Source organism: Leuconostoc kimchii IMSNU 11154, from assembly GCF_000092505.1.
Classification (GTDB): domain Bacteria; phylum Bacillota; class Bacilli; order Lactobacillales; family Lactobacillaceae; genus Leuconostoc; species Leuconostoc kimchii.
Genome location: NC_014136.1, coordinates 1,542,966 through 1,555,699, shown reverse-complemented (window position 1 = coordinate 1,555,699; position 12,734 = coordinate 1,542,966). Strand labels below are relative to the sequence as shown.

The window sequence follows — 12,734 nt, the reverse complement described above, 5'->3', positions numbered from 1 at the left end:
AAAAAGCTCCTTCGTTTGTTCGTAATTTTATGTTATATTCTTCTTAACAAAATAAATTAACTGGAGTGCATCATGCCACAAAAACGTATCAGTTGGGATCAATATTTTATCGCACAAGCCGCCATCTTATCAACGCGTTCAACCTGCACACGATTACATGTCGGCGCTGTAATTGTCCAAAACAACAGAATTATCACAAGTGGTTATAATGGTGCCGTATCGGGAACACCACATTGTACAGATGTTGGCGATCTCATTGTTGACGGTCACTGCATTCGTGCTGTTCATGCGGAACAAAATGCTCTCATGCAGGCGGCACAAATGGGTATAAGCGTTGACGGTGCCGAAGTTTATGTCACTGATGTCCCTTGCATTCATTGTACAAAATTATTATTACAAGCGGGTATATCAAAAATAAACTTTATGCGCGATTATCATAATGATGCTTTCGCTGAGGCATTATTGGCAGAAAAACATGTCAGTTTACAACAAGTACCTTTTTCACAACAGACTGCCGAACAAATTAATTTAAATCAATTTATTATGCACGATTAGTGTTATAAATAGTTAGCGTGTGTATCTGTTAATAACGAACTATTTTCATTTTATCATAGTTTATTATTTAAGAAAACGAATATAAAAAATATATTAGACACTTAATGACACAATATGCACCCTTAATGCCATACAATATCAAAAAGTTCGTCTGTTAACTAAACCTTCGCTGTTTTGTTACTTTGTCAACCTTGATTATTAACCCTCTTTTCGTTAATATTTATAGTAAGGCACATCCTGAAAGGAATGACGTGCAAGTTAGTCTCACGTCTGAAATACACTATGTCAAAAAATGAACAACAATATCTTGATCTCGCACAAAAAGTACTCAACGAGGGGGCTTTAAAGGGCGATCGTACAGGCACTGGAACACATTCCTTATTTGGAACACAAATGCGTTTCGATCTCCAAGAGGGCTTCCCATTACTGACAACTAAAAAGGTCTATTTTGGTCTCATTAAGTCTGAATTACTTTGGTTCTTGCGTGGGGATAATAATATTCGTTTCCTATTACAACATAACAATCATATTTGGGACGAGTGGGCATTTAAGAATTGGGTAGAATCCGACCAATATACCGGCCCTGACATGACAAACTTTGGTCACCGTGCCATAGAAGATCCTGAATTTGCCGCCACTTATAAAATTCAAAAAGATATTTTTGTGGATAAGATCTTAAATGACGATGATTTTATGGCTACATTTGGCTATGTTGGGGATGTTTATGGTAAACTTTGGCGTAATTGGGAGACAACATCTCTAAACGCAGATGAAGGCACTATTGATCAAGTGAGCCGCTTAGTGCATGATATTAAAACAACACCTGATTCAAGACGTCTGATTCTCACAGCTTGGAATGCCGAAACAACCCCACAAGCGCCTTTGCCTTCTTGCCATGTGCTTAGCCAATTTTACGTGGCTGATGGCAAGCTTAGCGTCCAATTATATCAGCGTTCGGGTGACTTTTTCCTAGGTGTACCCTTTAATATTGCTTCTTATTCACTGTTGCTTCATATGGTCGCTGCTCAAACTGGTTATGAAGTTGGTGACTTTGTTCACACTATTGGTGATACACATATTTATAACAACCATGTTGACCAAATAACCGAACAACTTTCACGTCCAATGCATCAGTTACCAAAAATTTGGTTAAATCCCGAAGTGAAGTCGCTATTTGATTACACCATGGATGACATAAAAATATTGGATTACGAAAGCGAACCAGCAATCAAAGCACCTGTTGCTGTTTAGTCCGTTAATTGTTTAGACACCGCAACTGAAAGATTAATCATGAAAATTAGACCGCTCGAAAAGAAAGATTTACCTTATATTTATCAGCAAGAAAATTCACGTAAAGTCATGGCTTTGTGGTTTCAAGAAGCCTATACTTCTTTTGATGAATTAGAATTGCTCTATGACCGTCACGTGCTCGATCAAACTGAACGTCGGTTTGTGGTTGAAGATGATAATCAATTTATTGGCGTCGTCGAATTAATGTACATCGACGGCCTTCACCGGCACACCGAAATTCAGATTATTATTCATCCTGATCATCAAGGTCATGGTTATGCGCAAATGGCAATTAAGGCGGGTATTGAATATGCCTTCAAAGTCCTAAACATGCATAAAGTTTATTTATATGTTGATGTTGATAATGATGCTGCAATTCATATTTATAAAAAAGTTGGCTTTGTTGAAGAAGGAATCCTTCGTGGTCACTTCTTTGCAGAAGGTAAGTATCATGATAGTATGATGATGGGTATACTTGCCACTGAGTTTATGAGTTGAGATAAATACGACTAAAAACCATTAATTGGAACTAATCCAGTTAATGGTTTTTAGTATACGGTCAGAAGAAACACATATTGTAAATATTTTAAGGCCAAACTGATAACGAATTTCACTATATAAGGTACCTTTATATATCATAATAACTTTTATTTGAATTATTTCGAGTATATAGTGAAACCTCATAACTTGAATTTACTACAACTGACAAGATTATTTTTAATAATTAATTAAAAACGATTTCTTTTTTTTAGACAAAACTTCTTCTAATTTATTCAAAGCCGCTTTTGTACTTTTTCCCTGTGCTAATTGACTACCGATTTGTGCAGCATTAGATGCCATTTCGTCAAATTCGGCTGTGCTAATTTTTTTTATTTCATATGAAACTTGAGACAAATTATCGACTACGATACCAACATGAGCAGCCTTTATCAATTCAGCAATTGCCGAATCTGACCATGCTATAACCGGTAGTCCAGCGGCCATATAAAGACTAAATTTGTATGGCCAGTTCCACTTTGTATATGCCTGACGATACGAATTTTTCTTGTCTTCATCCCAAATTAAGCCGAAACCCTCATTTAACTGTTTGGCTAGTTCTTCCGCTGGCAGAAAACCACCATTAAAAATTTTTGGATTTTCAATATTAATGTTGGAAAAATTTTTTTCACCGTAAACTGTTAAATTAAAATCAATATCTTGTAACTTAGGAAACTTAACCAAAGAACCTGCATAAACAATATTTTGACTATATTGTGCTGGTTCAATTTTACCCTCTACCATAAAATCATAAGGCGCAAGCGCAACGATATTTTTTAAAACTACTCCTGTTAAATCGTATAGGGGTTGAACAAAATTTTCTGGTATTATATTAGCATCAAAAGAATTTAATAATATTTTATCAGATTCTGGTAAATAATGTTCTCGAACCTTAATGTCTTCCCGTAACAAGCTAATGTCGTGTATAAATGAGGCAACTCTAATTTTCCTCTGATGAAACCAATTGAGTACAGTTAATTCTAGTTGTGGGGAATATTTAGGATATTGCCAAACGACCAAATCTCCTGGTTTAACCTGTAAACAATGCTTTTCCAGCTGTTTAGCTATCCAAGTATCACTATCAACATAGGGGGTATCAAAATTAATTTGCTGATACCCAAGTGTCTTCGCAACTTTTGAAACGTCTGTTCTCGGTTTCCAAAAGTTTTGCTGTTGAAAACCAACCATCCACTTTTTAGGTTGATTCATTGGCATATCTGGCATTAATTCGCCATATTGAACTCGTCTATTGGGCATATCAATACTTAAAGTAGGTGCTTCATAACTAATAATCTCTGATACATCTGCAAAAGAAGAAATGATTTCACGAAAAGCCGAAAAATGCCAATCCCAATAGCTATTGTAGATAATCTCTTGATCTTCGGTCACTAAACTCATACCAACATTACTTAACTTATCATTACGCATTCCCCAATAAGTTGTAATTTTTTGTTCATGTCCCCAAAATTGATTTTCGACTGGATGCCCTGAAACATCATAGTTAATTTGTTGAACTAAGTCTTTACCACTGTAAGTCAAATTACTAAGCGTTTCACCAAACCGATCTATTATCTCTAATCGTTCTACAAATTGTGTGTACTCCCTCAGATAAACCTTTGCCACTATAATTTGTTGATCATCTTTGAATTCTAATTGATGACTACCGGATGTTGAACGATGGTTCAACACAAACTGCTTTGTAAAAGGTAAATCTTGAATTAAATATTCAGATTTACCTTGTCGCATAAAATGATATAGATTTGTTTCATTTTGTTGTGGTTTATAATTTATCTCAGCTGTCCAGGACACAATGTGTGTTTCTTCCTTTTGCTCCGCCTGCCAGTCTAGTAACTCTTTATTAACTTTCTCGGTGATTATAATTTTCATAATTGAATGCCTGCTTTATTAAACTTTCCCAAAGCGACCAAATTGATGATTCACTATATTTATCCAGTGTTGCACGCGTATTAAAAGCATATTGCCTTAACGTCCCCTGCTTTTCATCTTTAAACAACTCCTCCAAACGCATAGCCAAATACTTAGTATCATTTGGAGCTATCAGATCACCATTGATACGATTATTAATAATGGCATCCGGTCCATAGTCAATGTCATAACAAATGGATGGGGTTTGTCCCAGCTGAGCTTCAAATAAAACCATTGGTAACCCTTCATTTTTTGACGTCAAGAGATGTAGTTGGGACTCTGATATACGTTTTTTCATACTAACATTATCAAGTGTGCCTTTTAGAAAAATGTAGTCTCCTGCATTGTGCTGTTCAATCAATTGTTCGAGTGTCTCGCGTTCCGACCCATTTCCCCAAATTTCTAAGTGTATTTTCGGTACACGTTTATGAGCAAATATCACAGCACTAATTGCTTGATCAATTTGCTTAACTGCATCTAATCGTGCTGAGATGATGACTAATCCATCTTCTTTATCATCCCAATTAACAGAATAATAGTTGTTAACATCTGTTTTTGAAAACCAATTTTCAGGAATGGTGTAGATGTTATTTTTACTTTGAATAATGCTATCGACATCTCTTTTTTGTCGATCCGTTAATACAATAAGTCCCTTGTATAATTCATTGTTCAAAACAGGATAACTATAACCTATTCGAATCGGATTCCCCTCACGGGTTTGCTTATATTGTATATTGTGAAGTTGAACAAACAATGCAACATTTTTTTGTTCATTTAATTGACTTAATTTGGCTAGTGTATCGGTTATAAATAAATCTGCTATAACAACATAATTTTCTGACCGATTTTTTGTATATTCCTTTAAGACACTTAATAACAATTCATTTTCATTGTTAAAAGCATATATAGCCCCACCTTCAACACACCGAAAAATCTTTCTTAATTTGTTATCAAGTGTGAAAAAATAGGTTAACATCACATTGCCATTTTGATTAAGATGCTCCCGACGTGTCAAACAAAGATGATTATCCTCATTGATTTCATAATATGATTTAAGGCACAAAAATCCTCGGTGATCGTAGCCATCCTTTCTCAGAATCTGATTGTCTCGATTATAATAGCTGATCTCTAATATTCTACCGTCTGGATATGTTATCCAAGTAACGTAATTTGACTGTTTTGAAACTGCCTTATTCTTTTCATTCGTAATTTGAAATCCTAATGTATTAAAAAATGTTTTGTCTGGTTTAATTTCTTTTTCGTTTACATTTATAGTATTAGTTACAACATTTGTAAAGTCAAAAAAAGCATCTTTTTGACTAGGAAAATGCTTTCCAAAATAGTAACGATTTGTTAAATAAAATGTCGTCGTCATGATTTTAGTATCTACTTGATGACGTAAAAAAAGCTCTAACCTTTTATTTACCGCATAACTTGCACCTGATAAATTTTCAGCGTAAAACGTATTTAAAAAAATTGCTTGCATCAAGTCAACATCCTTTTATTAACTTTCTCTATGTACGAGTGACCTATGTCACTCGTTGTTAAAACTTATTATTTCTTACGCCGTTTGACAATAATAGTCGAAATCCCTAGTGTTGCAAGTGCTGCAAGCACTATAGCACTACTAGTATTGTCTTTTTCAGCGTCGGTCTTTGGTAAGTTTTTGTCATAATATCTTTTGTTTTGTTTAACTGAATGTATGTTTTTCTCAGTTTCCAAACTTGGTGTCTCTGAACTTGGCACTTCTGAACTTGGTGTCTCTGAACTTGGTACTTCTGAACTTGGTACTTCCGAGCTTGGCACTTCTGAACTTGGTGTCTCTGAACTTGGCACTTCCGAGCTTGGTGTCTCCGAGCTTGGCACTTCTGAACTTGGTGTCTCCGAGCTTGGTACTTCTGAGCTTGGTACTTCTGAACTTGGTGTCTCTGAACTTGGCACTTCCGAGCTTGGTGTCTCCGAGCTTGGCACTTCTGAACTTGGTGTCTCTGAACTTGGCACTTCCGAGCTTGGTGTCTCCGAGCTTGGCACTTCTGAACTTGGTACTTCTGAACTTGGTGTCTCTGAACTTGGCACTTCTGAACTTGGTACTTCTGAACTTGGTGTCTCTGAACTTGGTGTCTCTGAACTTGGTACTTCTGAACTTGGCACTTCCGAGCTTGGTACTTCTGAACTTGGTGTCTCTGAACTTGGTGTCTCCGAGCTTGGTACTTCTGAACTTGGTACTTCCGAGCTTGGCACTTCCGAGCTTGGTGTCTCCGAGCTTGGTACTTCCGAGCTTGGCACTTCCGAGCTTGGTGTCTCCGAGCTTGGTACTTCTGAACTTGGTACTTCCGAGCTTGGCACTTCCGAGCTTGGTGTCTCCGAGCTTGGTACTTCCGAGCTTGGCACTTCCGAGCTTGGTGTCTCTGAACTTGGCACTTCCGAGCTTGGTGTCTCCGAGCTTGGTACTTCTGAACTTGGTGTCTCTGAACTTGGTGTTGAGTTCTGATCATACACAACAACATAGTTCAACTTACCAGTAGTTGGTGTTGCATTTTGTTGAGTTATTTGCGCCAAATCATTTGCTGGATCAGTAGTTGACACAACATGATAGCCTGATATTTCGGGGTTAATAACGCTATCAAAGCTTGTATCGCTGTCATTCCAAATGCTCCAATCAGTACCGGTTGGTACGCCATTGTCATCCAACGTAGCAGTTGATGTTGTCTTTGAGTAGTAAGTTTTTGTTGACTGATCAACTGGATCTGTTACAGTGACAAAGTGAATCGTATCCGCATTTTTATCCTCATAGAGTGTGTTTCCTTGAGTGTCCTGATACTTGATATTCTCATCTGCTTCTGCTGTATCAATTTGATATGGTGCGTAGACATAAACAACTGTCCCATTATCTCCAGCATCTTTTAATATACCATTTGCATCTAAACTAGCTGTTCCCGTGACACTACCGTCATCCATCTGAATAAATTTGTAATTTGGAATACTCAGTTGCGTTGTTTCATAACGCCCATTTTGTGATGGACCGCCGGGATAATTTACTTGGCCTTGCGCAAGTTGCTTACCATTAATATCAATATACTTGACATTGACAGTTGCAGCTTGTTTAAAATCGAAATTTTCGATTTTGAACTGCTGTAAATTTTTTGACCCTCCGGTTGATGCACTAACAATCATAGCCATTGCATCGTTCGAACCAGATACATTTGTTTGCCAATTCAAAACTTTCCCATCGGTCTCAGTATAGCTAATAGTCAATTTACGAGTTTCACCATCATAATTAACTACAAAATCATGAAATTTTCCATTTAAGTCACCAGAATTTAATGGTTTAGCACTATCCGCATCAGTTGTTGCCCACCATCTTTGATAGTACTTACCATCCTGGGCTCTTACTTGCTTGTCAGTGGTCGTGACAAACGCGCCAAATTGAGGAAATTGATTTCTACTTGGATCAGCATCCCAACCGTAACCATTGGAATCAATTGAAGAAATCTGTGCACCGTCTTGGTTCGTTTTTGGTATCAAGTAATCATTATGATAAGTATCAAGTTTAAATCCGACAGCATCTTGCAATCCTCCGATTCCAAGATTACCACCAGCGTTTCCAACATCAGTTGTATTCCCAGTATGGAAAGCAAAACCTATACCATCAGCTCCCCCTTGACTTGAAGTTTTATCACCCAACTGCACTTGTCCTTTGAGTGTAAAACTTGTGCCCATATCAATTTTACTTTTCAGCGCAAAATTACCAACTTGGTTGTTTTTATTTTGGGTAATTGTTACAATCCCTGTACTTTCATCATAACTAGCACTACTACCCTGGACATTAAAATACTCTAAAAAATTATCTTTATTAACATGTGTTATGCCATCAGCATCATTGTCACGAAGCATTTTGTTGTTAGATAAAACTTTTACGTTAGAAATTTTTGATTGCGTTTCACTTGATGGCTTAGTTGAAACTGGTAATACTTCACTTGTTGGTGTCGCTGAAACCGGTAATACTTCACTTGTTGGTGTCGCTGATGTCACACGATATGTTTGTTGACTAATATCAATTGTGTCTGCGCTAACTTTATTTAGGTCAGATTGAGCGAAGGATAGACCAATTGTTATAGTTGTTAAACCTGCAAATATCCAATGTTTTCCGTTCTTATACATTTTGTAATGAGTTTTTAATTGCTGTTCCATGGCTTTTATACCTCTATATCTTTCTTATCCTTATATTATTAAAAGTAAATAACCTAATTGTCCTATTATGATTATGACTCAAAAGCAACATGCTTTCATGATAGAAAAAGAGATTTTGTGTTAAATAAAGATACTTTGTCATAAACTATATATTTATCACATGCTTTTTTTTATATAATTGAAAAAATATAGCTTTTTTAAAATCCTATTTTATCAATAAGACAGGATTATTTTTTAAGTTGACAAGATGTAAGTTACAGGGGGAATTCATGAACAATATTCAAAAATTGGCGGATATTTTAAATGCTGATGCAATTTTACTCAATATTGATACTCATGAAGCTAGTTATTTAAATAATGAACCCGCTGATCCAAACAATCGCATGATCAACTTTTTAATGGCTAATATCAAAACACTACCAATCCATCAGTATCAATAACTAAACAATCATTCGGGACATATTCTAACTTGCAAAATTACAAGTCATTTAATTATTTGCTTTTCCTTTGATTATAGCGACGCCTCATCAACTAGTAATGAACTATTGGCGCTTCATTCACTATCCAACTTAAAGTCCATTTCACAAATTATTTACGCTTTATATAGTAATCAAGAAGCACCAGATACAGATGTTATCATCACGCAATTTTCAAACCAGAAAATTGTTAAAAGTGAAACAACTCAACCTTTTGATGCCAATATTTTCTTTAACACAGAAACTGACATTATCAAAGCCATTATTTATTCACGCAATGATCAACTTGTCTCTGCGCTAGAACGTTTATCACATCTTAAACTCATTGGTGAACGGTTTGCCAACAACAACTTTATTAGAGGTGAAAAAGATACACTCATTTCTTATATCGCAGTATTAAATCGTGCAATTGTTCAATGGGGCTATCCTGTAGATTTAGCATTCCAATTACACAACGAGTTAGTACAAGAAATAGAATTGACACCGCAATTCTTAGATTTTTTTCAAGTCCTGAGAGAAATTACTTGGCACTATTTCAAAGTCATTCAAAATTATCGTGTCACTAATTTTTTACCACTTCAACAGCGAATTCACCAGTATATCAAAGAACACATTACTGAAAATATCACACTAGATGATATCGCTGAGGCACTAAATGCATCCAAAAAGAACCTGAATCCTGCCTTTAAAAAAGAATATCATTTGACAATTACGCAATTCATTAGACAAACAAAAATAGATACTGCAAAAGAGTTACTAATTGCTTCAAATTTGACCTTAGTCGAAATTGCTAACCTATTATCTTTTTCAACAACGAGCTATTTTGTGAAAACTTTTAAAGAGGTGACACACGTCACACCAAATTATTTTCGACAACATTTTTTTGACCGTCACCTTCATTTATAACTATTCATTAAAATGAAGGCGTCCCTAATATAAATAAAATTACAAAAAAGCTTGACTCCTTCAAATTGAGAGTCAAGCTTTTATTTTTAATATACAAATTTAATCCAATAAATCCATTTCGGAATCACGTAAACTTTGTGTCTTTGCCATTTTTAATCCTAGTACATACTCAATTGCTGGATTGAAAAATAAGCCACGCCACAAGCCACGCATGATGATGTTTAGTTTCTTACCTCGAGAAGTCACATTTTTTCTCAACAATGTTTTTCGCCAGTCACGCAGAATAGCAACTGATACGACTTTAAACATTTCTTTTTTTGAAATACGACGTGCTGTCAGTACACGATTGCGGTATTCATAGTTATAACGCCATAATCGACTGTCATCTGTTTCGGCAACAATATCACCTGGTTTGGTATTTTCTTTAGATTTGTGCACAGCTATAGAGTTCATCACCATATAACCACGTTTAATGTCAGCAATTCGGTTCGTATACTCCATGTCATCGCCCCAAATGAAGTATTCTTTTTGCGGTAACCCAACCATTGCCACCATCTCACGTGAAAACATAACAGACACGAAAGTCGCGTTAACAACTTCTACTGCCGGTTCTTTAGAATTCATGAGATAGCGTTGCCATGTAAATGGACGTGGTGCTGTAACATTCATCCATGATGGATTACCATTGACACGACCCCAACGAACCTGTGAATTCACAAATCCGACTTCTGGGTGTTCCAATGTAAATTCTACCAAATGCGACAACGTATCTGGTTCAGGAATTGTATCGTCATCCATGAGCCAAATAAAATCATCGTTTAATTGTTCCCCAAACAAGCGTACCGCTTGATTAAATCCACCTGCACCACCTAAATTTTCATCCGCATGATGAACGACAATACGCGCATCATCTAAACCATCCAAGTATTCTTTCGTACCATCTGTAGATAAATTATCTACAACGATAACATGTGATAAATAATTATTTTGTGCCAAAACGGCAGCTAATGACTCCTTTAAAAGCGGTAATCTGTTATAAGTTACAATTGCTGCTGTTACAGTTTTTTCAGTCATTTGACATTTCCTTAATAAAATTTGGTTGCTTGGTTAGTCTACTTTTCCATTGTTTTACATAAAATACCACAAAAATAATAGACCATACAACTATAGTTACATAATAACTAATAAAAATACTTAAAGGTGTTATTTGACGTGCTATCAATTTATTGTACCCAGATTTTTGATTGATAATTGCTAACCCTAATTCTCCACGTTTAACATTAATCTTTTGCCCATTTAATTCTAATGATAATCCTTTATAAACTGCAATAGGAACTGTAATTGAGGTCTCATTATTAGCTTCCCAACTCAGTACCTCTGTACTGTGAGAAACCTTTTTCGTAAACCTACTGTTAGGTAAAAAAACTGCTTCATTGTACTTAAAATAATCTTTATTAGATCCAGTTAAATAGTCAGTTGAACCACGACTTGAGGTCAAAATTCCCCTCTGTAAATCTCTTGAAAAGAACGCTCTTTTAGCGTTAATTGTCGAACCAATTTGACCATTTGAAGGATTTCTAACAATATTCGTTGTTATATCAGAATGAAAATTAGAATTCCATTGCCATATATTATTGTAAGAAACTAACAAACCTGTAACTGTAATAACGGTTAACATCGTCATTCCGATACGAGTTATGTCCATCTTTTCATAACTTACAATATACTGTCCAACCAAGGCAATTATAACAATAATTAATAAAAATCCAAAACGAAAAGGAAATTGAATCAAAGCGATTACAGGCCAATGACCTAGTAACTGATCCCAAGGCACTAAATTAGTTTGCAATACTAACAAAATCCATCCAAGTACTGTAAGCACACGCGTTACCAAATTTATTCGTTTCCACAAAGTTAATCCAGCAACCAAGATTGTAAAAACAATAATTGATAATGGCCAATTAACAGTCCCATTCCAGGCATAATCATTTTCAAAAAATCGAGTAACGTTACCAGACATTTTAGATGTCCCTGGTGTATTAATAACATTATTTCGGGTTACGTATAAATATGGCCACCAGATATTAGCAGTAAGAAATAATGTTATCATTACTGCTTTTATTATTTTAAACCAATTTTTTACTTTATCTTGCCACCAATACGTTGCCAATATTGTGAGTGGTATTAAAATTAATATTGCCAATAAAGTTGATAGCATATGCACTTGAATTACTAGCGCCATGGAGCAACTCAGTTCAATTACATTTATTGGATTTTGAGGTTCTTGGTACATACGAACTAGAATAGTAACTATTAAAATAAGTGGTACAGCCCCAATCACATTAAATTGATGCTGCAATAACCAACTAACATAATTATTTGAACTCAAAACTAAGCCTATCAGTAATACACGCCAATTATTAGGCACTTTTTGCAAGTTAAACATATGCCATAATGTAGCGCTAATTGAAATACCTAATAGCACATTGACTACCAAATCAAATTTAAACCATGATCCTGAAATCAAGCTAATAGCACCCAATATATATGCCAACATTGGACTGTATAACGCATTAATTACTCGTATTGTTCCATTAAAACCATAAAATGAATAAAGTGGTTGAAAATTTCCACTTCTAAGCTGTATCGCTGCATCATATATACGATTATAGTGAAATAAGGTATCACCACCTAAATTCACACTATGATTCCAAATCATTGGTAATTGAAGCAGTAGTATAATCATACCTATCAAAAACCAGCTCTTTTTTTTTGTCATGCTTCCCCCATTAACATTTAATACATATTTAATTAATTTACTCTATTATTACTAAAAAATCTCGATGAAAAATG

At 35.4% G+C, this 12,734-nt stretch carries 9 protein-coding genes and 2 pseudogenes; 5 read left to right on the top strand and 6 right to left on the bottom strand.

The window, feature by feature from the left end; all coding sequences use genetic code 11:
- Positions 1 to 72 precede the first annotated feature (72 nt).
- The 3 genes from LKI_RS08385 (at position 73) to LKI_RS08375 (ending at position 2,343) form a co-directional block, all read left to right on the top strand.
- Positions 73 to 555, top strand: a complete 483-nt coding sequence (locus tag LKI_RS08385) for a deoxycytidylate deaminase (RefSeq protein WP_013103712.1) — start codon at positions 73 to 75, stop codon at positions 553 to 555.
- 282 nt (positions 556 to 837) lie between these two features.
- Positions 838 to 1,806 carry a thymidylate synthase gene (locus LKI_RS08380; RefSeq protein ID WP_013103711.1) on the top strand — a complete coding sequence of 323 codons (969 nt, stop codon included), beginning with the start codon at positions 838 to 840 and terminating at the stop codon, positions 1,804 to 1,806.
- Positions 1,807 to 1,845: 39 nt separating this feature from the next.
- Positions 1,846 to 2,343, top strand: a complete 498-nt coding sequence (locus tag LKI_RS08375; protein ID WP_013103710.1) for a GNAT family N-acetyltransferase — start codon at positions 1,846 to 1,848, stop codon at positions 2,341 to 2,343.
- A gap of 219 nt (positions 2,344 to 2,562) precedes the next feature.
- Here LKI_RS08375 and LKI_RS08370 read toward each other — a convergent pair whose 3' ends face one another.
- The 4 genes and pseudogenes from LKI_RS08370 to LKI_RS11240 form a co-directional block, all read right to left on the bottom strand.
- A complete protein-coding gene (locus LKI_RS08370) occupies positions 2,563 to 4,269 on the bottom strand; it encodes a glycosyltransferase (RefSeq protein ID WP_013103709.1) in 1,707 nt (568 codons plus the stop codon).
- Positions 4,241 to 5,794 (bottom strand): glycosyltransferase, encoded by a 1,554-nt coding sequence (locus LKI_RS08365; RefSeq protein WP_013103708.1) that lies wholly within the window; start codon positions 5,792 to 5,794, stop codon positions 4,241 to 4,243. The genes LKI_RS08370 and LKI_RS08365 overlap by 29 nt, the downstream gene beginning before the upstream one ends.
- Positions 5,795 to 6,019: 225 nt before the next feature.
- Positions 6,020 to 6,490: pseudogene (locus tag LKI_RS11245) on the bottom strand (pentapeptide repeat-containing protein); the annotation flags it as partial.
- Positions 6,491 to 7,185: 695 nt separating this feature from the next.
- Positions 7,186 to 8,499 (bottom strand): annotated as a pseudogene (locus tag LKI_RS11240) (lectin-like domain-containing protein); the annotation flags it as partial.
- 269 nt (positions 8,500 to 8,768) lie between these two features.
- On the opposite strand from LKI_RS11240, the gene LKI_RS11140 reads away from it, so the two are divergent.
- Together LKI_RS11140 and LKI_RS08355 are read left to right on the top strand one after the other, a co-directional pair.
- Entirely contained in the window at positions 8,769 to 8,939 is a 171-nt protein-coding gene (locus tag LKI_RS11140) for a hypothetical protein (RefSeq protein ID WP_013103706.1), read from the top strand.
- A gap of 105 nt (positions 8,940 to 9,044) precedes the next feature.
- On the top strand, positions 9,045 to 9,881 hold the full coding sequence (locus tag LKI_RS08355) for a helix-turn-helix domain-containing protein (protein WP_013103705.1): 837 nt from the start codon (positions 9,045 to 9,047) through the stop codon (positions 9,879 to 9,881).
- A 99-nt stretch (positions 9,882 to 9,980) separates the two neighbouring features.
- Here the strand turns inward: LKI_RS08355 and LKI_RS08350 are convergent, their stop codons facing one another.
- Together LKI_RS08350 and LKI_RS08345 are read right to left on the bottom strand one after the other, a co-directional pair.
- Positions 9,981 to 10,955, bottom strand: a complete 975-nt coding sequence (locus LKI_RS08350) for a glycosyltransferase family 2 protein (protein ID WP_013103704.1) — start codon at positions 10,953 to 10,955, stop codon at positions 9,981 to 9,983.
- Positions 10,948 to 12,660 (bottom strand): hypothetical protein, encoded by a 1,713-nt coding sequence (locus tag LKI_RS08345; RefSeq protein WP_013103703.1) that lies wholly within the window; start codon positions 12,658 to 12,660, stop codon positions 10,948 to 10,950. The genes LKI_RS08350 and LKI_RS08345 overlap by 8 nt, the downstream gene beginning before the upstream one ends.
- Positions 12,661 to 12,734: the final 74 nt, after the last annotated feature.